The organism is Gilliamella mensalis (assembly GCF_900103085.1).
Lineage (GTDB): Bacteria > Pseudomonadota > Gammaproteobacteria > Enterobacterales > Orbaceae > Gilliamella > Gilliamella mensalis.
In genome coordinates, this window is the sequence record NZ_FMWR01000018.1 from 1 (window position 1) to 23,158 (window position 23,158).

Genomic DNA, 23,158 nt, shown 5'->3' on the forward strand with positions numbered 1-23,158 from the left:
TGTTTTCCATATTGTTCTCCTCAATTCCTTATAATTCATGCAGGCTATTTTTAGTTATGTTATTTGTGCATCGTTATGCATCTGATTATGGTGCTAAGCACAAACGATTATGCAAGCAGAGTATAAACTATTAGCATGAGAAATTTAATGGTTTTTTAGTTAATTTATTGGGTTGATATGAATAAGTTCTATTAGTTAAACCAGTAAGTAATAACTACTTAACGTCTTTGTTGAACAAGCGATTTAAGCAACCTGATGCGTTATCAATCAGATTTGTTAACTTATTAAATTTAATATAATTTAGCGCTGAAACGGTATAGATTCCTGAATGTTTTTAACAAAAATCACTCTATTTTTTAACCAATAAAAAAATAGGTAGTAATCCTTATATAAATGAAAAATTCATTCAACCTAACTGCACTCAATCGAAGGGGAAAACAGAAAGAGTAATACGTCTATTAATGGTGGTATGGCATCATCTGCAAATATTTAGCGATTCAAAAGATAGAAAGCTGAAAATGAATTGCTTGATTAATCATTGTTATACGGTTAAACCACATAAAGCGATTTTCGATAAAATGCCTTATGTGGTTTTAGCTGATTGTTTTAATCATAAAGAATAAACAATTCGGTGTTTTTCTACACATGAGTCAATATTTTTATTTTTTGTGCTTTAAGTATATACTTTGGCAAAATTGATTTTTGAATAAATTGAGTAATAGATCTTATGCCATTATCGACATTAATTGTTTTACCCCTTTTTATTATTACGATTGTTTTTGCCTCATTTTTTAAACAGAAAAAATGGCAACTTTTAGTCATAACTTTGCTGACGGTATTTATCGTAATGGAGCTCACTTCTATCTACTTTAGTGGTGGCTTTATTGATTATCAGTTTTATGTGAATTTAAACGTTAATGACATTATTGAAGGGCTATTTATTTTTAAATTACAAGCTGCTTTGGTTATTGTTGTCTTTTTTACCCTTATTTTTTTGCTATCAAAACTAGCGAATTGGTGCAAACGCAAATGCCCTTTAATTGTTCGTTTATTATTAGCCGTTGTAGCAATTGTATCAATTAGTTATCACAATGGACCATTAAGCCGTTTATACGAAATCTATCAAGTGACAAGTGCCCCTCGTAAGCCATTTGATCAAGCGTTACAATCACTCAATATGACTAACTATACTAATAAAAATCAGCTTGTTAGCCATAAGGGGAAAAATATTATTGTGCTATCTTTAGAGTCGTTTGAACAAGGCTTTTTCGATTTTGACAACATAACGCCTAATTTACAACAACTTCGCCAAGATTATACCTTTTTTGCCAATATGCCAATGAGCCCTGGTAGCAGTTGGACTACCGCATCAATGTATACTTATATGACTGGGATGCCTTTTTTAATTGGCGGCTACACCACATCACCATTAATGCGTGCAGATAAAACAAACTTAGTCAGTTTGGGGGATGTGCTTAAACAAGCGGGGTATAAAACCCGTTATGTAATGCCAAGCCCTGATTTTGCTGGCATTGGCCATACTGCGGAACTATTTGGTATGCAAGTTATTTCCGAAAAAAACTATGTTGGGCAATATCCACCAGCACCTTTTGGATTGTATGACAAAGATATTTTTGATGTTGCGCAAAAACAAATTAGCGAAATGCGCCAAGCAAACAAACCTTTTGCTTTGTTTGTTTCAACTGTATCAACCCATGCACCAAATGGTTTTGATGATGAAAGAATGCGATCGGTTATTTCACCCAAAGCAGATAACATGTCGTTTGTTGCAGCATCGTTAGATCATAACTTAGGACTTTTCATCCAACATTTAAAAGATGCAGGTATTTTAGAAGATACGGTATTTTACATTTTTCCAGATCATTTAATGATGGGTTCTGGCACACCAACAATTAATCGTCTTTCACAAAAAGAGCGCAAACTTTATTTATTAACAAATGCACGCACACAAGATCTACAAAAAAAGCCTGATCAGGCCATTTATCAAATAGATTTGCCGCGTTTAATTTTAAACGGCGCACAAATTGAAAGTAATGCCAAATTTTTGACTGACTATTTAACCAAGCCTAATTTTGATAAAAAACAGTTTATTGAACAAAATAAATCCAATATTGCAACGATCAATAATTCAGCACAAGTGTTCAAATAGGCGTACAAAATGGCTTTTGATACATTAATTTTAGTCTCTACGATTAGTTTTCTAGGTATGATATCGCCTGGTCCTGATTTCTTTTTGGTGTTAAAAAACAGCTTGAGTTATAACCGCAAAATGGCATTGCTCACCTGTTTAGGCGTAATTATAGCCATCTTGGTTCATATGAGCTATTGTATTGCAGGCATTGCAGTGCTTATCACCACCACACCACTACTTTATAATGCTTTACGTTACGCCGGTGCCACTTACCTAATATGGCTTGGTATAAAGGCACTAATTGCCCCAAAACCAAATACAATCTATATAGGTAAGCAACAGACCCAAAAGTTAATTTCAGAAAAATCAGCCTTTATGCAAGGATTTTTATGTAATTTACTAAATCCTAAAGCAACGTTATTTTTTCTAGCAATTTTTACTCAAGTACTTGATGCTGAATCATCAATGACTGATAAACTTATCGTCGCAGTTGTTATATGGATTGAAGCCATTTTTTGGTGGCCTTTTGTAGTAGTTATTTTACAAACACAAAGCGTGCAACGGCGTTATTTTAAAATTCAATTTATAATTGATAAATTACTAGGTATAATTTTAATTACACTAGGAATTAAAGTTGCTTTGGGGATTTAAATTGTTAACGTTTTGTAAGTAAATATTTATACTAAAATGTATACTTTCCTGAAAGTTTTTTACAAATAGATGTTCTTCTTTGAATATTCAAACTTTAATTGCTAGACTAATAACAATGTAGTCGTTTTTATAATTGTTCCATCTTGGTTTACCGATTATAAATCCACCGATCACTCATTTTTATTCAATAGGCTAATTGAAATGGATAAATTATTACAATATGGTCGAGAGCTTCTTGAATTAGAGATACACGAAGCGCAAAAATTACCTGATCGACTAGGCAACGATTTTGTTAATGCATGTCAACTTATTTTAAACACCAAAGGTAAAGTGGTTGTTTCAGGTATTGGAAAGTCTGGTCACATAGGTAAAAAAATTGCCGCTTCATTAGCAAGTACCGGTAGTCCAGCTTTTTTTATGCATCCATCGGAAGCCTTACATGGCGATTTAGGGATGGTTACACCAAACGATGTAGCTATTTTAATTTCTTACTCGGGCCGAGCCAAGGAATTTAATTTAATTTTACCTATTCTTGCCGAAATGAATGTACCGGTTATTGCTATTACTGGCGGATTAGATTCGCCACTAGCAAAATCAGCTCAAGCCATTGTTGATATTTCAATTGAAAAAGAAGCTTGCCCAATGGGACTTGCGCCAACATCAAGTTCAACCAATACATTATTAATGGGCGATGCACTTGCGATCGCTGTAATGCGCGCACGGGGCTTTAAAGAGGAAGATTTTGCTCGCTCTCATCCTGCTGGTAGCTTAGGTGCTAAATTACTTAATCACGTGAGAGATGTAATGCGAACCGGCGATCGAATTCCTAAAATTTCACAAACTGCAACGGTATTTGATGCTATGCTAGAATTAAGCCGTACCGGTGTGGGGTTAGTTGCAATTTGTCAAGATAACAATAAAATAATTGGCGTATTTACCGATGGTGATTTGCGTCGATTATTATTAAAAAATGGTACATTACAAGATAGTATTATGGACGTTATGACCAGCCCAGGGCATCGCATCCCTGAAAATTGGAAAGCCGTTGAAGCATTAAAATCGTTTAATGATCATAACATTACCGCAGCTCCCGTTGTTAATAGCGAAGGTAAATTAATTGGTGCATTAAACATCCATGATTTGCATCAAGCGGGTATTAGCTAAAACTATTGATAAATACCTATTGCCAAAAGGTACTATCTATTGAGATAATTACCGACCTAAATTTTTGTCGTTAGACGGAGATCCAAGAAAAGTTACACAGTGATAATGCAAATGATTCTATAAATCATAGCAAGTTGATATTGTGTTGTATATTTTAACCAAAATTAATAGATGATGAAACTACAATGGCAGAAAAGCGAAATATCTTTCTAATTGGCCCAATGGGGGCAGGAAAAAGCACAATAGGCCGACAAATTGCACAACAGTTAGGCATGGATTTTTTTGACTCAGATCAAGAGATTGAAAAACGTACTGGTGCCGATATTGCATGGATTTTTGACCTAGAAGGGGAAGACGGATTCCGTGCCAGAGAAGAAAAAGTCATTAATGAGTTGACTGAAAAACAAGGCGTCGTTCTTGCAACTGGTGGCGGGTCTGTCTTATCTAAAGAGACACGCAATAGATTGTCCGCTCGAGGAATTGTTGTCTATCTTGAAACAACCATTGAAAAGCAAATGGCAAGAACACAAAAAGATAAACGACGCCCATTACTACAAGGTGGTAACACTCCCCGTGAGCTTTACGAAGAACTTGCCGGCGAGCGTGAACCTCTTTACCAAGAAATTGCCGATATTACAATTAAAACTGATGAACAAAGTGCTAAAGGTGTTGCGAGTTATATTATTGATAAAATAGAGCAAATTTAGACCATTTATTGACTTATGACGGCAAATTATTGCAAAGCGATAAACCTATTAATAGGTTAAGGAGTAAAAATGCGTGTTGATAGAGATGATCGTTATTTATCTGAACAACCTAATAAAGGCGCTATACTCTCATTAAAAGTACCAAAAATGTTGCTAGACTTTTTTAAAAAAAAGTCAATAATTTTTGGTCTAGCAGTTATCATCACTCTGCTATTTTTTAGCTTGATTTTGTTTCCCACTTCAAACAAAAATCAACCAACACCATTAACACCACCGAATATTAATGATGTTGCAACATCGCAAATGCCGAATAATGCAGTTACGCAGGGACAAGATGCTTTGACAATAAATGCGAGGCAAACCAGTTCAGGGCAAAATAGTGTGCCAAACGAACAGGTTGGCCAAACAAGTAACCAACAACCTGAAATAACCTCTAATCTGGCTAAGCCATTAACACCACTAAATGTTAATGACGTTTCAGGTTCGAATAACGTTACAACACATGTGAATTCAACAAAGGCTAGCATAACTAAAGATACTGTTGGTAAAAAGATACCTCATCATAAATCTGGTGAAAACAGTGGATTAGAAAATAATTTAACGCTAGCTAAAAATAGCTATAGCATTCAACTTACCGCATCTAAATCAGTTGATGGCCTAAAAAAGTTTGTTGATCAACATAAGATTACTAATTATCAAATTTATGAAACTAAACGCAATAATGAAAAATGGTATATCTTAATTAAAGGTAATTACTCATCATCTGAAGAAGCACATAAAGCAATCAAGTCTTTACCAAGTGCACTACAAAAAGACAAACCATGGGTTAAATCTAGTGCAACGATTAATAAAGAAAAAGCAGCAAAATAATCAAGGATATCGTTTATTTATCCGAGCAAAGACAAACAGGAGTATCCGTTGAAGAAGCGACGAGCCTTTTTAAAATGGGCTGGAGGAAAATATGAGCTTGTAGACACAATAAAACGGTATCTACCAGAAGGCGATCAGTTGATTGAACCTTTTGTCGGCGCTGGTTCAGTATTTTTAAATACCAACTACAAAAGTTATATTTTAGCGGATATCAATCATGACTTAATTTCATTATTTACATTGTTAAAATCAAGTCCTGATCAATTTATCCGTGATCTGAGATTGCTATTTGTTGCTCAAAATAATCAACCTGATGCATTTTATCAGCTTCGAGATTTATTTAATCGTAGTAAAGACCAGTATTTTAGATCACTATTGTTTGTCTATCTAAATAGGCATGGCTATAACGGCTTATGTCGTTATAATAACAGTGGACTATTTAACGTACCATTTGGGCGTTATAAAACAATTTATTTCCCAGAAAAAGAGCTATACTTTTTTGCAGAAAAAGCACAAAAGGCACAGTTTATTTGCGCTCCTTATCACGAAGTAATGAAGAAAGCGAAACAAAATTCGGTAATTTATTGTGATCCACCTTATATATCACCGAATAACTCAGCTGGATTTACAGCTTATTATTCAAATATTTTTGGGTTTGAAGAGCACAAAAACTTGTCACAATTGGCTGAAGCTATGGCATATAAAAAAGATATACCGGTGCTGGTGTCTAATCATTACACTGATTACACAATGACCCTATATAGTAAAGCAAGTCATCTTTATCGAGCTGAAATGCGACGATCTATTAGTTGTGCAGGCGAAGGACGTAAAAAAATCGACGAGATTTTAGCCTTATATAAAAAGTCATAAAAAGACTTCAATTTAAGGTGAGTTATTAGAGGTAAGTTATGAAAGAATACTTAATTGCTCCATCAATATTATCAGCTGATTTTGCTCGTCTTGGTGAAGATACTCAAAAAGTTCTTGATGCTGGCGCTGATGTTATCCATTTTGATGTTATGGATAACCATTTTGTACCTAATCTCACCATGGGGGCAATGTTTTGTAAAGCACTGCGAAACTATGGCATCAAAGCCCCTATTGATGTGCATTTAATGGTATCACCTGTTGAAGAGTTAATAGTCTCATTTGCCAAAGCTGGTGCAACCAATATCTCTATCCACCCAGAAGCGACTGTTCATTTGGATCGTTCTTTACAGTTAATTAAAGATCATGGTTGCACTGCAGGTATTGTACTTAATCCAGCTACACCACTTGATTATTTAGATTATATTATTGATAAAGTTGATATTATTCTATTAATGAGTGTTAATCCTGGTTTTGGCGGACAATCTTTTATATCTTCCACTATTAAGAAATTACAACAAACCAAACAACGCATTATTGAATCTGGGCGCGATATTCGTTTAGAAATTGATGGTGGCGTAAAAGTAGAAAATATCGCAGAAATTGCCAAAGCAGGGGCTGATATGTTTGTTGCGGGCTCAGCTATATTTAGCCAACCTGATTATAAAGCCGTTATTGATGCCATGCGTAAAGAGTTAGCAGGAGTTATATATGAATAAATTAGAAAATATTCAAGCAATAGCATTTGATTTAGATGGTACATTGGTTGATAGTGTGCCGGGGCTGGCACTAGCTACACAAAATATGTTAGCAGAGTTGAATCTACCGACAATTAGCAATGAACAAGTCAAAAATTTTGTCGGTAATGGTATTAATATCATGTTAGAACGAGTGTTCAAAGCAATTGAAGTTGATCCATCAACAGAGCTATTTGCAAAAGCTAAGGAGCTATTTAACCAGCATTATGACAAGGTCATTGATGCTGAAACGAAACTATTTCCCAATGTTAAAGAGACCTTAAAAGTGCTTTATGATAATGATTATCCACTGGCATTAGTGACCAATAAACCTGCACAATTTTTGCCCGCCTTGCTGACTTCTTTAGGGATAAAAGAGTATTTTTCGTTAGTACTTGGTGGGGGTGATGTAATTAAATTAAAACCACATCCAGCACCGTTGTATCAAGTAATGGCTACATTTGGATTATTTAGTGATCAGTTACTTTTCGTTGGCGATTCTAAAAATGATATTACCGCAGCGCAAAATGCCAACTGTCCAACCGTTGCATTAAGCTATGGCTATAACTATGGTATTTCAATTGCTACTAGCAATCCTGATTTTCTAGTAGATGATTTTAAAGACATATTAACATTATTACCTCAGCCAAAAGCTGATGCAAAAAAATAATTAGTATAAATTAGGAATAAATTATGAGTAAACCGATTGTATTTAGTGGCGCTCAGCCTTCAGGAGAATTAACACTTGGCAACTACTTAGGTGCGTTAAAAAATTGGGTAGCTCTGCAAGGCGAATATGATTGCGTTTATTGTATTGTCAATCAACATGCCATTACCGTACGCCAAGATCCAAATAAATTACGTAAAGCCACATTAGATACACTGGCCCTTTATTTGGCTTGTGGTATCGATCCGCAAAAAAGCACTATTTTTGTACAGTCACAAGTACCTGCGCATGCAGAACTGGGCTGGGCATTAAATTGTTACACCTATTTTGGTGAACTTAGTCGTATGACTCAATTTAAAGATAAATCAACTCGTCATTCTCAAAACATCAATGCTGGTTTGTTTGACTACCCTGTGTTGATGGCTGCAGATATTTTGCTCTACCAAGCAAACTTAGTGCCTGTGGGTGACGATCAAAAACAACACCTTGAATTATCACGCGATATTGCGATGCGGTTTAATGCGCTTTATGGCGATATTTTTACTATTCCAGAACCTTTTATTGCCAAAGTAGGTGCACGCGTTATGTCATTGCAAGAACCAACAAAAAAAATGTCTAAATCAGACGAAAACCGCAATAACGTCATTGGTTTACTTGAAAATCCTAAAGAAATCGAAAAGAAAATCAAACGTGCAATGACCGATTCTGATGAACCGCCAGTAGTACGTTATGATTTAAAAAATAAAGCTGGCGTTTCAAACCTACTTGATATTTTAACTGGTGTGACAGGTAAGCCCATTGCCGACCTTGAAAAAGAATTTGAAGGCAAAATGTATGGTCATCTCAAAAATGAAGTTGCAACGCAAGTCATTGACATGCTAAGTGCTTTGCAAGCCAAGTATCATCAATACCGAGATGATGAAAGTTATCTATTGTCAATCATGCAAGAAGGAGCTGAAAAAGCACGCTCAAAAGCCGAACCAACTTTGAAAAAAGTTTATGATGCAATCGGCTTTGTATAATAATGGGCAAATCAATAACTGATTATTACTACAAATAAAACAGTATGCAATGGCTTTAATAGACTAAGTAACTTGGCAACAATTAAAGCCATTTAACAATACGGGTTAGTTATGAAGATTATTATTCTTGGTGCAGGACAAACAGGTAGTGCACTTGCTGAATATCTCGTTACCGAAAAACAAAACGATGTGACTGTGATTGATGAAAATCATGACAAATTACAATCACTACAAGAACGTTTTGATTTACAGGTGATTTGTGGGAAATCATCCTATCCTCAAGTTTTAGAAAGTGCAGGCGCGGAATCAGCTGATATGCTTGTTGCTGTAACTAATTCTGATGAAGTCAACATGATGGCATGCCAAATTGGTCATGTCATGTTTGACATTCCACAAAAGGTCGCTCGCATTAGAGCACCTGAATACAATGACGAACATTACCCTTTGTTCAATAAAAATTGTATTAATATTGATCATATCATTGCCCCAGAAAACCTTATTACTAACCATATTAGTCAATTAGTACAATATCCTGGTTCGTTACAATTTGCGTCTTTTTATGACAATCGAGTCTGTTTGGTGGCTGTTACCGCCTATTATGGTGGTGCTTTAGTTGGCAGTGAACTTTCTGGGCTTAAAGAGCACTTACCCCATGTTGAAGCTCGGGTTGTCGCAATTTATCGTAAAAATCGCTTTATACGTCCACTAGCATCAACCCTAATTGAAGCCGGTGATATGGTTTATTTCATCACCCCACCAGTTAATATCAAAGCTGTGACCAGTGAGTTACAACGGTTAGAAAAGCCTTATAAACGAATCATCATTAGTGGCGGTGGTGGCGTAGCTGTCACTTTAGCAAAGCGTTTAGAAAATGACTATCAAGTAAAATTAATCGAACGCAATGCCGAACGTGCCGAATTAATTGCTGAGCAACTTACTAATACCACAGTTCTGCACGGAGAATCATCGGATCAAGAATTGCTCTCACAAGAACAAGTTGAACTTACGGATCTGTTTATTGCTGTCACCGGTGATGATGAGTCCAATATCATGTCCTCTATGCTAGCCAAAAGAATGGGGGCTAAAAAAGTGATTGTATCAATTCAACGCCAAGCCTATCTTGAACTAATTAATGATAGTGTGATTGATATTGCAATTTCACCACAACATGCCACCATTTCAGAGCTTCTAAGTCATGTAAGACAAACAGGCGTTGTTAAAGTCGTTTCACTAAGACAAGGTGAATCTGAAATTGTCGAAATTGTTGCCAATGGTAGTAGTGAAACATCAAGACTGGTTGGCAAAAATATTAATGGCTTAAAACTACCTTCGGGCGCAACCATTGGCGCTGTAGTGCGTGGTGAAGATGTTATTATTGTTAATACTGATTTAACTATAGAAGAGAATGATCATCTAATCATCTTTTTACCAGATAGAAAGGCAATTACCGATATTGAAAAATTATTACAATAACTTGTTAAAAATAGATAGTCAGTTCATACTAACCCAATAAATTTTGACTCGGGGTGTTTTTTGTTTTAACAAAAAACTGAGATTTTACCCGTTGAACCTGATCTGGATTATGCCAGCGTAGGGAAGTCTAAGCCATAAAGGCACTAAATTGGCCAATTCTTCCCCTCATATGTATAAATAATAAGGAAGGGAGAGATATGCCTATCAGCAAATCATTTCAAACCAAGCAGGCGACCTGTTTTATCCATCATATTAAACAACAACGCCCACTTGTGCATTGCATAACTAATGATGTAGTCCAAAATTTTACCGCCAATGTACTACTTGCCATTGGCGCATCACCGGCAATGGTTGTTGCCGAGCAAGAAGTTGCTGCATTTGTTTCCATTGCCGATAGTTTATTGATTAATATTGGTACCATTCACAGCAACATAGCCACAAGTATGTTATTAGCAGCAGCTAAAGCGCAGCAAACACAAACACCATGGGTACTCGATCCCGTCGCGGTAGGACCTGCACTTAATTATCGTACTGAAATTGCATATCAATTATTATCATTAAAACCAACGGTAATACGTGGTAATGCCTCAGAAATATTAACACTAAATGGTCAAAACGCATCGGCAAAAGGACCTGACGGTCAAAACTCAACCCAATCAGCTTTAAACGCTGCCAGAGAAATTGCACAAAAATATCAAACAATCGTTGCAGTGACAGGTGATATCGACTATATCACTAATGGTAACAACGTATATAGCATAACTGGGGGCGATATTGCTTTAACTAAAGTGACGGGAACAGGATGTTCATTATCCGCCATGGTAGCAGCTTTTATAGCCAATTCACCTGACCCTTTATCTGCTACCGCCTCGGCATGTTTTATGATGAAAAAATCCGCTGAACTTGCCAATAAACAGCAAGGGTTAGGTACCTTCTCGGTATCCCTATTAGATCAACTCTCACTATTTAACCCATCGCTTTAATAAGGATATAAGATGAAAAAACAACTGGATTTAAGCCTTTATTTAGTGCTCGATCCACTACTCTGCGGTGGCATTAGTGGTATGGTCAATACAACTAAAATTGCTGTCAAAAACGGCGTAACCGCTATACAGTTAAGATCAGAAAAAGAAATGGCAGGTAAACAATGGTATCAAGCCGCATTAGCATTGAAAGAAGCGTTAAGTGATACAGCTGTCCCATTATTTATAAATGATCATGTGGATATTGCTTTAGCAGTTAATGCCGATGGCGTACATATTGGACAAAGTGATTTACCTGCCGATGTCACTCGCCAACTCATAGGCAAAGATAAATTGTTAGGGCTTTCAATATCTAATCGCCAACAACTTGATACTACTCCTTGGCAACTGATTGATTATATTGGTATTGGTCCTATCTTTCCAACAACAACCAAAAAAGATGCAACGGCCGCACTGGGAACCGAACAGTTAACCAAGTTAGTAGAACTAAAGCTGTGCCCTGCTGTTGCCATTGGTGGTATTGATGAAAACAATGTAACTAATGTCATCCAAACAGGCATTGACGGTATTGCAGTGGTTTCGGCTATTTGTGGCAAAAAAGATATTCAACAAGCAACGTTATCGCTTATTAACAAAATCAAACAAGCTAAATAGGAAATACTATTATGACAACAATTGCATTAACCATTGCTGGATCTGACCCTAGCGGTGGCGCAGGTATTCAAGCCGATTTAAAAACCTTTTCTGCACTCGGCGCTTATGGCATGTCAGTCATTACGGCCTTAACGGCACAAAGCACACAAGGGGTTGATGAGGTATTAGCGATCTCACCAGAATTTATTGAAGCCCAATTTAATACGCTTTATCAAGATATTCCAATTGATAGTGTAAAAATGGGCATGCTGATGAATAAAGAGATAGTCACAACCGTCCACCATCTACTAAAAAGTAACCCAATCCCGATCATCGTATTAGACACCGTCATGGTCGCCAAAGGGGGACATTCGCTCCTAAAACCTGACGCCATCACAGCCATTGGCGAACTTTTACTGCCCCTAGCAACCATCATCACGCCCAACTTACCAGAAGCAGCTGCACTACTTAATTGTAACGAAGCCAAAACCGAAGATGATATGCAAAAACAAGGATATGAGTTACTCAAGTTAGGCTGTAAAGCAGTATTAATGAAAGGAGGACATTTGCCCAGCAATGAAAGCCCTGATTATTTGATAACTCAAAATAATGTTATAAGAATGGCTTTTCCAAGAGTTAAAACTAAAAATACCCACGGAACAGGTTGCACACTATCTGCCGCAATTGCAGCATTATTACCAAAATATAACAATTTAGAACAGACCATTAAGCAGGCTAAAAACTATTTACAAGGAGCTATTAGCCATGCTGACGATTTAGCCATTGGTAATGGCATTGGTCCTACTCATCATTTTTATCAATGGTGGTAATAAGTAAATAAATAGACTTAAATTGATTTTAGTCGATTTATAATTTCTATGGAAAATATCACTAAAGGATAAAAATTAAATTAATGCATTGAAAAATGTACTGTCACACTAAATGTTAGTGGGATTTGAGCTATCTGCTAATGCATGTAATAAAAATCCCATACCTTAACTAATGCAGATTCTTTGCTTCACTTGTGCTACAAGTAAGTGTCCCTTTTTTTCCTTGTTCATTTTTAGAGTAGTCAGCCCAACAACTTTTCATTGATAAATCAATTTTTTTTATTAACTCAATTCTGCTTGTACTGTAAGCGCAACTAACATAATAAGGTTCAACGTCTGTATAGTGATTAACTTCCCATATTAACTCATGTTTCTTACCATCAACCGTTCCTTTTGCTGGTTTTAAAACCGCCATTCTAGAAGGATGATCATAATAAACAATCATGCTATGAAAAGCGCTACTCAGACTATCTTTCTCAAAAAACTCCCATCCTTCGCGCATGTTTTCTACTTTTTCTTTAACGTCAATTTTTTGTGGGCACTCAATCTGATAAGCATTAACAAAAAACACAGCACCAAACCAAGCCATAATAGCCATCGTAATGCTCAACATTTTACCTTTCATATTATATGTCCATCTAAATACTACCTATCAATAAAAAGATAGAAGTATTCTAATATTTCAAACAATTATGCTAATACTATAAAATAGTACTAATCACAGGGAGATTTAAAGCAAAATACCCTAGAGATACAAAATATAGGATGTAGTTAGTACGCAATCTCAACAAATTCATAACCAGCCTCATTAATAGCAGTAATTGCGGCTTCTTGCGAGATAATACTACTTTCAATATCAACTTCATGCTTAGCTAAATCAACGGTCACTTTTGCCTGTGGATCAATATTATTAATCGCATTTATTATTGTTGTCACGCAATGCTGACAACTCATATTATCGACTATTAATTTCATAAAAACCCCTTTATTACTAATGCATATTTAATAAATAAGATATCTATTTATAACACTAATTTTATCTGCTTACATTTAATTTTTTTTCACAAATATGGTAGTATTTGTTTTCTTTTTATACTTATAACAAAATATTATGATGAAAAAAATAAAATATTCTTTACTGTTGGTTTGTGGCTTAACGCTTGTCGGCTGTTCTGAGCCTAGTTCTATTGAGCGTTGGATCGACAATCCTACTAACAACGAAATCAAAGTTACCATTGATGGTAATGAAGTAACCATTCCAGCAAAATCAGGCGTTAATTATACGTTTGAATATGGCAAGCATACCTTGTCGTATAATAATGATTCATTTGATTTTATTGTAAAGCCAGCTAAATTCGCTGAGTCAGGTTTTATTAACCCAACACAAAGCAATTATTTGTTACACACAGTGGTATATACAACCTCTAATATGGATAATAAAGAATATGATAAAGTAATAGAAAAAGAGCTAAATCGTATTCCTGTTATTATTAACGGCCAAGCATCGGAAATAGAACTTCCTGTAAAAATAATCAATGATGTATTTATTGAAAGGAGCAATTATCGGTGGAGTTACTCTGTCGATCAACCTTTTCCAGAAGAAATAACACAAAATCTAAATTTAAAAAAACACCAAACTTATTACGAGCGATTTAAAAAATTATACCGCGAAAGTGATTTTATTGACTATTTAAAACAAGATGAAGTGCAAGAAGAAATTAGCTTCCCATCTCATCCTAAAAAGTTCATAGACATTACCCAATATGTTATTCCAAATATTGATTTAAATAGCATCAAATGTGAGGAAGGTCGCCAATATATGAAAAAACTGTTAGATGATTGGAATCATCTTTATACATTAAAAGGAAGCGATTTTGTAAAATCATTTAATAAGCTAGGCACCGATGATGCGGTTGTTCAAGGCTACGCTTCAGAAAAGAAATGTACTAACGACAATGATCCCGATCGAAGTTATCATAAAACATTAGGACAATTTCTAAATGCCATCCGAGATGCTCGCGACGTCAACTTTTATGTGATCAAATAATCATCCTTAATCATTTTCAAAAAATAGAAAAAGAGGTTGTTAAACAACCTCTTTTAAAAGGAATAAAAAAAATCAAATTTATTTTATGCCTAAACAGCTCATCAAACAGGCTGTCCTCTCACCTTAGCTTCAATTCATTCAGCTGATCTCTGGTAGCCAATTAGCATATGCCCAATGTTTAAAGACAGCTTTATATTGTTAGTAAATATGGCTTTAAATTAACCATCCGATTTATTGTCATCAAATATAGGTTAATTCGAAATCGCATTGAGTGATAAACGCAATATTTTATAAAAACTAAAGGGGGAAATCATCCATTTTATCGCATAACAAGCTCTTCTAATAAGGATGACCTATTTAACTAATAGCAAAAAGCGGACGAACAATTAACCATCTGCTATAATCCTATCAATTTTTCACCTTTACCTATGTCTATTTTAAAATAACATATTGTTTATTAAAGGAAATTATTTATCATGTTACTTAGTAATAATCAGAAATTAGGTCTATTTTGCCTCACGCTATTTTCCGTTTTTTTTATTATTTTAATGCAAGTGCATTTAATGCCAGCTGTGATTGCTGGTTTATTAACCTATACATTAACACAGAAATTAGATGCTTTTTTATCACGAAAAATGGTACGTTTTAGCCATCAGTCAAAATTAATTTCGGTATTAGTACTAACGACGCTGATTATGAGTATTCTTATTAGTGGCTTTTGGTATTTATTTGCTTGGTTTGTTGATATGGCCAAGCATCCTACCGAAACGTTAATGAATTTGAAATTAGTGGTCAATAATGTAATAAACAGCTTACCGTCGAATATTACTCACTATTTACCTGATGATCTAGATGTAGTTAAATCCACTATAATGGTTTATCTTAAAGATCATATATTTTATCTACAATCTATCATCAAAAAAGTATTTCATGATTTAGTCATATTAATTGTAGGAATGATTATTGGATTAATCTTAGGCTATAAAGAAAATCAACGTATTAGCGATGATAACCAAATAAAACCAAGAGCATTAACTAAAGCGTTAAAAACCAGTTTAAACCGATTAGTCGTGGTATTTCAATATGTTGCTATATCACAAGTTGTGATTGCATTATTTAATACCATAATGACCGCTATTTTGCTATTTATTATTTTGCCTGCGTTTGGTGTTCATTTACCGTTTAGTAAAAGTTTAGTACTAGCAACATTTATTTTTGGCCTTATTCCAATTATTGGTAACCTGATTGTTAATGGATTAATCTTTTTTGTTGCATTCACCGTATCATTCACCGTCGCAATGGTGATTATTGTTTATTTAATCTTAATTCATAAAATGGAATATGTACTTAATGCAAAAATAGTCGGGACAAAAATTCATGCTGGTATCTGTGAATTGTTAATTGCAATGCTCTTTTTAGAAACTGTTTTTGGCATCATTGGTTTAATTTTTGCACCTGTTTTTTATGCATTTATTAAATTATCATTAAAAGAACTAAGAATTATTTAAATCTAATCATTGATTCATCATGTTACCATTATCATGATTTGTGCTATTAAGAATCGATTGTTTATTGATGATCAATCAGCAAGCTAAATGTTGAACAATGGAATATCGACAAGCCAGCTATAGCGCAATTTATAGCGACGGTAACACGATGGGCTAGCTTGTCATTCCTCTTTCCGCATTTTCCGTGCCTTAGTAGGTGCTATAGCTTTTTTTATCATTACATCCTCTTTTACTTTTATGAAAAAATAGTTTTCAACTTTTGGTTGTACTATTTTAGGATAGTAACAGTGGTTGTTAAAAAAACAAAAAATAAAATTAATTCAACATCTTTTTTGAAACATTTTATAAAATGTGTTTACTTACCTATGCAAAACGAACTAAATATGCGACCTAACAAATCATCAGAGGTAAATTGCCCTGTGATTTCACTTAATGCTTCTTGCGCTAGCCTTAGTTCTTCGGCAAGCAATTCACCAGCATGGAATGTGATAAGTTGGTGCTTACCATTGTTTAAGTGATCTGCCGCTTTTTCGAGTGCTTGTAAGTGGCGACGTCGGGCTAAGAATCCACCTTCAGTACTACTGGTAAAGCCCATGGCCTGTTTTAGATGTTCTCTTAGTAAGGCAATACCTTCACCTGTTCGAGCCGAAAGTTGAATAAGCGAGTAGCCGTTTACCTCACTGTATTCTAGTGCTTCGCCAGTTAAATCGGCTTTATTTCGAATCACGGTGACTGGCATATTTTTAGGTAAGCGCTGAATAAATTCTGGCCATAGCTGTTCTGGATTGGTTTCGTTGGTGGTTGTGCTGTCAACCATAAATAATACGCGATCAGCTTGTTCAATTTCTTGCCAAGCGCGTTCAATGCCAATCCGTTCCACTTCGTCACTCGCTTCACGTAGTCCGGCTGTGTCGATAATATGTAGTGGCATGCCGTCGATATGGATATGCTCACGTAAAACATCTCGGGTTGTGCCTGCTATATCAGTCACAATAGCAGCATCACGACCAGCTAAGGCATTAAGTAAGCTTGATTTACCGGCATTAGGGCGCCCTGCTATAACGACTTTCATACCTTCTCTTAATAGCGTTCCTTGCTTTGCCTCTTGACGAACTTCGCTTAAACGAGTTATGACTTCGTTTAGCTGAGCTTCAATTTTACCATCTGATAGAAAGTCAATCTCTTCTTCGGGAAAGTCAATCGCCGCTTCAGTAAAAATACGTAAATGGATTAATGACTCAACCAGTGCATTTATTTTTTTAGAAAAGATACCTTGTAGTGATGATATTGCAGATTTTGCCGCTTGCTCAGAACTAGCGTCGATTAAATCAGCAATCGCTTCAGCTTGGGCTAAATCTAATTTATCATTTAAAAATGCCCGTTCTGAAAATTCACCTGGACGAGCAATACGGACATTTGGAACTTCAAGAACACGTTTTAACAGTAAATCTAAAATAACAGGTCCACCATGTCCTTGTAGTTCCAGCACATCTTCGCCAGTAAATGAATGCGGATTTGGGAAAAATAAGGCAATACCTTCATCTAGAGTGGTGCCATCCGATGCTAAAAACGGTAAATAATCGGCATAACGCGGTTTGGGCAATCTGCCCAATACAGCTTGGGCAACCGCTTGCGCTTTGGGACCTGAAATACGTAAAATACCTACCCCTCCACGACCGGGTGGGGTTGCTTGTGCGACAATAGTATCTGAATTCATATATATCAATTTCTAAATTAAACAGCAATACGTCATGATATCATGGACAAGACGCAAAAACAGCTATTGACCATTTATCAATGATGACAAAAATAAGCTATTAAAAAAATAATATAGTTTAATCAGTAGCTACAAAGCAATTATTTCTATTTTTAGAAAATGGTGGATTTTATAAACAAGTCAACATTCTTTTTTAAAGCAATCATCGAAATGATCATTAACTAGTCCCATTGATTGCATAAATGCGTAACAAATCGTTGAGCCAACAAAACTAAAGCCCCTCTTTTTTAACGCCTTTGACATTTTGTCAGATAGTTCGGTGCAAACTGGTACTTCACTTTGCTTTTTATAGTGGTTAATAACCGGTTTACCCTCTACAAAAGACCAGATAAATTGTGAAAAATCTTCACCCTCTTTTTGCATAGCTAAATAAGCTTGTGCATTTTTTACAATACTATTAAGTTTTAATCGATTACGAATTAATCCTTTATTTTCAAGTAATTTTTCGATATCTTCAGGTGATAATTTTATAATTTTTTGAGGATCAAAATTGAAAAAACAACGCCGATACTCATCTCGCTTTTTTAATACGGTAATCCACGACAAGCCGGCTTGTTGCCCTTCTAAACAAATTTTTTCAAATAGCTTAAGACTATCATATTGGGCAATGCCCCATTCCTTATCATGGTAACTAATATATAATGGGTCACTTGAAACCCAACTACAGCGTATTTTTCCCATGTTTTTTTACGTAGTTAGATGATTAATATTACTAGAGATAATAACGTACAATTATTTTTATTTCATTAAAAAATAATAAAACTATCATTGATAATATTAATTCAACCTTTAGTTTTAGATCATTCATTAAATTTTTTTATGATGAAAAATAAAACCATTTTTTATGGCAGAATGTGTTTTCTAAATATAAGGTCCAGTCAAAAAAATAAATTTTCTTGATTTGCTATCTCAATTACATAATAAGAATAAGGTTAGTTCATGAATCAATCCGAAACCAATGTACAGTGGCAACCTGCCGCTCGACCATTAAATAGTAAAGATTTAAAAACGTTAGTTTTATCTTCTTTAGGTGGTACATTAGAGTTCTATGATTTTGTTATCTATGCACTTTACATTGATACCATCGTCAAACCACTGTTTTTACCACATACACTTTCACCTTTAACATTAGATCTGTTTGCTTGGGGAATTTTTGCCGCTGGTTATTTAGTGCGTCCTATTGGTGGCATTATTATGGCGCATTTTGGCGATAAGGTGGGGCGTAAAAAGATGTTTACCCTCAGTGTCGCAATGATGGCACTACCAACCTTTATCATTGGGGTTTTACCTACTTACGAAATGATAGGCATTTTTGCGCCATTGTTACTTTTGGTCATGCGTATATTGCAAGGCGCCGCTATTGGCGGTGAAATGCCAGGTGCATGGGTATTTATTGCTGAGCATGTACCCAAGCAACGCTATGGACTCGGCGTTGGTACATTAACTTCTGGTATTACTGGCGGGATTTTGCTTGGTTTTATTGTCACAATTATTATTGATATCTGTTTTACCACACAAAATATTTTAGATTATGCATGGCGTATCCCGTTTATTATTGGCGGTATTTTTGGGGTTATTTCAGTTTATTTGCGCCGTTTTTTATCTGAAACACCTATTTTTAAGGAGTTAGCGGCACGTAAAGCAATTGAAAAAAATATCCCTATTGTTACTGTGCTTCAAAAACACAAAACAGCGTGTTTAATTGTTGCATTGTTAACTTGGTCATTGTCTACTGCAATTATGGTGGGAATTTTAATCACGCCAGGTCGTATTGTGGGCGCAATGTATCATTTTGCTAACCTTGATTGGCGGATCGGTGGTTGTATTGCGGCTTTAACTTTAACACTAGGTTGTATTATTTTTGGTTGGTTAGATGATAAGCTGGGCTCAACTAAAACCGTGATGATTTGTTGGGGAGGCCTTGCTGTTTCTAGTCTCTATTTTTATAGTTCATTATCACCTGATATGTCGCTAACTAAGCTTTATTTAATTTGGGCTATTTTTGGGCTTTTCATTGGCTCTGTTGCCATGACACCGATAATTGGGACAAGGACGTTTCCACCTGCAATTCGTTATTCAGGCTTATCGTTTTCTTATAATTTAGCCTATGCGTTATTTAGTGCATTTACACCAACATTAACCATTTATCTATTAAGTCCTGAACATTTATTAGGGGAATATAGTTATTTGGGTGCGGGTATTTATATCTCTTTTGTGGCATTAATTGCAATTGGAGTTGGTTTCTATCCTTTAGCAAAAAAGGGCTGGAGCAGTAACTCAACTAATTATTAGCCAGTAATGATTTTAGCAATAACAAAGCGGGGGGCGAGTTCCCTGCTTTGTTATTTAACTTTTGTGCTATATACTAATGTGATATACAAATAGCTATCATATTAACGCATGGTAACAAACTCTTCAGCTGCTGTTGGATGAATAGCAACTGTATTGTCGAAGTCTTTTTTGGTAGCACCCATTTTCAGTGCGACAGCAAAGCCTTGTAACATTTCGTCCATACCATATCCAATACCATGAATACCCACAATTTTTTCATCTTTACCAGCGCACACTAACTTCATACGACACGGTTGACGATGTTGCGTAACTGCAGTGTACATGGCCGTAAAGGTGGATTTATAGACTTTGACGTTTTCTTCACCATATTGCAGTATCGCTTCTGGCTCAGTTAAGCCTACTGTACCAATTGCTGGGTGTGTAAAGACGACGGTTGGAATATTACTATAATCTAAATGTTCATCAGGTTTATTGTTAAAAAGCCTTTCTGATAAGCGACGACCAGCTGCAACCGCAACCGGCGTTAATGCCATGGCGCCTGTATCATCACCGACTGAATAAATACCCTGTACATTGGTATTTTGATATTTATCCACTATCACAAAGCCTTTATTATCAATGTCAATACCTGCTGCCTGTAAATTCATTTCATTTGTAGCAGGTTCACGACCAATTGCCCAAATTAAACAATCGACAGTATAACTTTCGCCATTTTCTAATGTTAAAGTTAATGACTCATCACTATTTTTAGTGACGGATTTTGGCACCGCAAAAGTGTGAAGGTGTTGTCCTTCTGTTTTTATCACTTCCATTAAGGTTTCAACAATTAATGGATCAAAAGTGCGTAATGGTGTGGCATTGCGAACAAATTGATGAGTTTGTGCGCCAAGTGCATGTAATACACTTGCGATTTCGCAAGCAATATAACCAGCGCCGACAACTGCCACACGCTTAGGTAAGGCTTTTAGCGCAAAAAATCCATCAGATGTGATACCATATTGCGCACCTGGGATATTCGGAATCGTTGGTTTTCCTCCAACAGCTATCAGAATATGATCGGCACTATAATGCTCACCATTTACCTCAACTGTATGAGAATCAACAAACTTAGCATATCCATGAATCACATCAACGTTGTTATTATTCAAGACCCGATCATAAGATTGATGGATTCGATCAATATAAGCGCTTCGGCTAGCAATTAATTTATCCCAACTGAATTGATTAATGGTGGTATCAAAACCGTAATCGGGACCATAGTGATTAATGGCTTCAGCAATTTGTGCACCATACCACATCACTTTTTTAGGCACACAACCAACATTCACACAGGTTCCACCTAATAATTTCGCTTCAATAATGGCACACTTTTTTCCATAGGACGCAGCTCGGTTGACTGATGCTATCCCACCACTACCGCCACCAATGGCAATATAATCATAATGTTTGGTCATAAAATATCCTTAATACTCTTTTTCATAATTTGGTCATTAGCTTTGCATAAAGCGCGTAATAAAAAAAGTATTAATTTTGAAATTTAATAATAGTTATTAACGATTAATCATTATAATAAATAGCCCATTATTATTTTCTATAATGTAATTTCACAGAATAAATACAATATAATTTTGATTCTATAAATGGAGAGTTGAAACATAAAGGGGATTATTTATATAACCCCCCTCAATTGGTTTTATGATTTACATCAATCTACCTTATAATCATGATTCAATATAACGGCAGTTCACTACTTTTATATCTTTATTTAGTACATTTATTTTTAATTTTAACCCGCACTGGTTGAGAAGTCTCTTTATCGAGAATTTCCAGATCGCAATATTTATTTTCTAGCTTAAAATTAACTTTATAAGTTTTACCCTTTTCAGCTATAAATTGTTTAGTTTCTGCATAACAAGACGCTTGATTACCTATATTATAATGGCTTTCTATAGCAACAGGCTTATTAGCGGGGATTTTTGCACTTAATTCTAAATTAGCTTTAGCCAAAATAAAAATGCTACTTTCTGGGTAATAATAACCAATGTCATTAAAATCACTACAATAATTTGCTTCAGGATTATCAATATTTAAACTAAAGTCAACTGGTAAACTAGTTTCATCACCGAAATCAGTCGAGAATTCTAATTGTGGATCATCTTCCATTGCTACGTAGTGATATTCCGATTTTGAAGAGCTACAACCTACAACAAAAGAGGCAATTGATAATAATATGAGTTTCTTTTTCATTAGTTATTCTCTTTATCTAATTTAACGTTAAATAATCGATCCAATAATTCGTTAATTTTTGTATCTGTACTAGTGAAGGTTGAAGAGTTAAGATGTATTAATCCCCCTTCAGTAGTATGACTATATTTTAAAGTACCAACGGAATATCCTTCATGATCATCAACTTGTACATGCATAATAGATAAATAAGTGGGTACCGCAATTGCTCTTCTAACGTCATAATATAATGTGTAAGAACAATCATTTAATTTGTCTTTACTCGTTAGTTTATTGGTAATATTTAAGGTATTAAGCTTTTCAGCTATGATTTCGCCTGCTTTATTATAAGAGCGAATAGTACTTACATTTTGATAAATACATACGTTGTTTAACTTAGTCGTATCTGAGATAGGTTTTATCTTTTCTCCTGGTTTTTCAAATGAAACACTACAACCCGTTAACAACATAGACACTATTGCAATTGCAACAAAATTTTTCTTCACTATTTATATTCCTTATAAAAATTAAAATTTATCAACAGTAATTTCTCAT

23 protein-coding genes and 1 riboswitch are annotated in these 23,158 nt (G+C 35.2%); of the genes, 16 read left to right on the plus strand and 7 right to left on the minus strand.

What is annotated here, in order from left to right:
* The first annotated feature begins 727 nt into the window (after positions 1-727).
* From BQ5209_RS09800 to thiD, 13 genes are all read left to right on the plus strand, one after another.
* A complete protein-coding gene (locus BQ5209_RS09800) occupies positions 728-2,170 on the plus strand; it encodes an LTA synthase family protein (protein WP_085248555.1) in 1,443 nt (480 codons plus the stop codon).
* Between the two features lie 9 nt (positions 2,171-2,179).
* Entirely contained in the window at positions 2,180-2,803 is a 624-nt protein-coding gene (locus BQ5209_RS09805) for a LysE family translocator (protein WP_085248557.1), read from the plus strand.
* A 201-nt stretch (positions 2,804-3,004) separates the two neighbouring features.
* A complete protein-coding gene (gene gutQ, locus BQ5209_RS09810; RefSeq protein ID WP_085248559.1) occupies positions 3,005-3,967 on the plus strand; it encodes an arabinose-5-phosphate isomerase GutQ in 963 nt (320 codons plus the stop codon).
* A gap of 185 nt (positions 3,968-4,152) precedes the next feature.
* Complete coding sequence (gene aroK, locus BQ5209_RS09815; RefSeq protein ID WP_085248561.1) at positions 4,153-4,674, plus strand: shikimate kinase AroK; 522 nt, start codon at positions 4,153-4,155, stop codon at positions 4,672-4,674.
* 69 nt (positions 4,675-4,743) lie between these two features.
* On the plus strand, positions 4,744-5,544 hold the full coding sequence (locus BQ5209_RS09820; protein ID WP_085248563.1) for an SPOR domain-containing protein: 801 nt from the start codon (positions 4,744-4,746) through the stop codon (positions 5,542-5,544).
* 48 nt (positions 5,545-5,592) lie between these two features.
* On the plus strand, positions 5,593-6,414 hold the full coding sequence (locus tag BQ5209_RS09825; RefSeq protein WP_085248565.1) for a Dam family site-specific DNA-(adenine-N6)-methyltransferase: 822 nt from the start codon (positions 5,593-5,595) through the stop codon (positions 6,412-6,414).
* Positions 6,415-6,452: 38 nt separating this feature from the next.
* Positions 6,453-7,130, plus strand: coding sequence for a ribulose-phosphate 3-epimerase (gene rpe, locus BQ5209_RS09830; protein ID WP_085248567.1), 678 nt, complete (start codon positions 6,453-6,455; stop codon positions 7,128-7,130).
* Entirely contained in the window at positions 7,123-7,818 is a 696-nt protein-coding gene (locus tag BQ5209_RS09835) for a phosphoglycolate phosphatase (protein ID WP_085248569.1), read from the plus strand. The genes rpe and BQ5209_RS09835 overlap by 8 nt, the downstream gene beginning before the upstream one ends.
* 23 nt (positions 7,819-7,841) lie before the next feature.
* Positions 7,842-8,837, plus strand: coding sequence for a tryptophan--tRNA ligase (gene trpS / locus BQ5209_RS09840; protein WP_085248571.1), 996 nt, complete (start codon positions 7,842-7,844; stop codon positions 8,835-8,837).
* A gap of 111 nt (positions 8,838-8,948) precedes the next feature.
* Positions 8,949-10,310 carry a Trk system potassium transporter TrkA gene (gene trkA / locus BQ5209_RS09845; protein ID WP_085248574.1) on the plus strand — a complete coding sequence of 454 codons (1,362 nt, stop codon included), beginning with the start codon at positions 8,949-8,951 and terminating at the stop codon, positions 10,308-10,310.
* 39 nt (positions 10,311-10,349) lie between these two features.
* A riboswitch (TPP riboswitch) is annotated at positions 10,350-10,451 on the plus strand.
* A gap of 56 nt (positions 10,452-10,507) precedes the next feature.
* The gene (thiM, locus tag BQ5209_RS09850; RefSeq protein WP_085248576.1) at positions 10,508-11,293 is read left to right on the plus strand and encodes a hydroxyethylthiazole kinase; all 786 of its coding nucleotides are present in this window, start codon (positions 10,508-10,510) and stop codon (positions 11,291-11,293) included.
* Positions 11,294-11,305: 12 nt separating this feature from the next.
* Entirely contained in the window at positions 11,306-11,947 is a 642-nt protein-coding gene (gene thiE, locus BQ5209_RS09855) for a thiamine phosphate synthase (protein ID WP_085248578.1), read from the plus strand.
* A gap of 11 nt (positions 11,948-11,958) precedes the next feature.
* On the plus strand, positions 11,959-12,756 hold the full coding sequence (gene thiD, locus BQ5209_RS09860; protein WP_085248580.1) for a bifunctional hydroxymethylpyrimidine kinase/phosphomethylpyrimidine kinase: 798 nt from the start codon (positions 11,959-11,961) through the stop codon (positions 12,754-12,756).
* Between the two features lie 169 nt (positions 12,757-12,925).
* Here the strand turns inward: thiD and BQ5209_RS09865 are convergent, their stop codons facing one another.
* A complete protein-coding gene (locus BQ5209_RS09865) occupies positions 12,926-13,381 on the minus strand; it encodes an STY0301 family protein (RefSeq protein WP_085248583.1) in 456 nt (151 codons plus the stop codon).
* Positions 13,382-13,527: 146 nt separating this feature from the next.
* The gene (locus tag BQ5209_RS09870) at positions 13,528-13,731 is read right to left on the minus strand and encodes a heavy-metal-associated domain-containing protein (protein WP_208610021.1); all 204 of its coding nucleotides are present in this window, start codon (positions 13,729-13,731) and stop codon (positions 13,528-13,530) included.
* Between the two features lie 136 nt (positions 13,732-13,867).
* Between BQ5209_RS09870 and BQ5209_RS09875 the strand changes: the two genes are divergently transcribed.
* Positions 13,868-14,803: a hypothetical protein gene (locus BQ5209_RS09875; RefSeq protein WP_085248585.1), complete on the plus strand. Its 936-nt coding sequence runs from the start codon at positions 13,868-13,870 to the stop codon at positions 14,801-14,803.
* Between the two features lie 476 nt (positions 14,804-15,279).
* Complete coding sequence (locus tag BQ5209_RS09880; RefSeq protein ID WP_085248587.1) at positions 15,280-16,311, plus strand: AI-2E family transporter; 1,032 nt, start codon at positions 15,280-15,282, stop codon at positions 16,309-16,311.
* A gap of 355 nt (positions 16,312-16,666) precedes the next feature.
* On the opposite strand, the gene mnmE is transcribed toward BQ5209_RS09880, so the two are convergent.
* Positions 16,667-18,028, minus strand: a complete 1,362-nt coding sequence (mnmE, locus tag BQ5209_RS09885; protein WP_085248589.1) for a tRNA uridine-5-carboxymethylaminomethyl(34) synthesis GTPase MnmE — start codon at positions 18,026-18,028, stop codon at positions 16,667-16,669.
* Positions 18,029-18,208: 180 nt separating this feature from the next.
* Positions 18,209-18,769: a DNA-3-methyladenine glycosylase I gene (locus tag BQ5209_RS09890; RefSeq protein WP_085248591.1), complete on the minus strand. Its 561-nt coding sequence runs from the start codon at positions 18,767-18,769 to the stop codon at positions 18,209-18,211.
* Positions 18,770-19,027: 258 nt separating this feature from the next.
* Between BQ5209_RS09890 and BQ5209_RS09895 the strand changes: the two genes are divergently transcribed.
* Positions 19,028-20,380, plus strand: coding sequence for an MFS transporter (locus BQ5209_RS09895; protein ID WP_085248593.1), 1,353 nt, complete (start codon positions 19,028-19,030; stop codon positions 20,378-20,380).
* A gap of 101 nt (positions 20,381-20,481) precedes the next feature.
* On the opposite strand, the gene gorA is transcribed toward BQ5209_RS09895, so the two are convergent.
* From gorA to BQ5209_RS09910, 3 genes are all read right to left on the minus strand, one after another.
* Positions 20,482-21,834, minus strand: a complete 1,353-nt coding sequence (gene gorA, locus BQ5209_RS09900) for a glutathione-disulfide reductase (RefSeq protein WP_085248595.1) — start codon at positions 21,832-21,834, stop codon at positions 20,482-20,484.
* Between the two features lie 307 nt (positions 21,835-22,141).
* Positions 22,142-22,627: a hypothetical protein gene (locus BQ5209_RS09905; protein ID WP_085248597.1), complete on the minus strand. Its 486-nt coding sequence runs from the start codon at positions 22,625-22,627 to the stop codon at positions 22,142-22,144.
* On the minus strand, positions 22,627-23,109 hold the full coding sequence (locus BQ5209_RS09910; protein ID WP_085248599.1) for a hypothetical protein: 483 nt from the start codon (positions 23,107-23,109) through the stop codon (positions 22,627-22,629). Before BQ5209_RS09910 ends, BQ5209_RS09905 begins: the two co-directional genes overlap by 1 nt.
* Positions 23,110-23,158 lie beyond the last annotated feature (49 nt).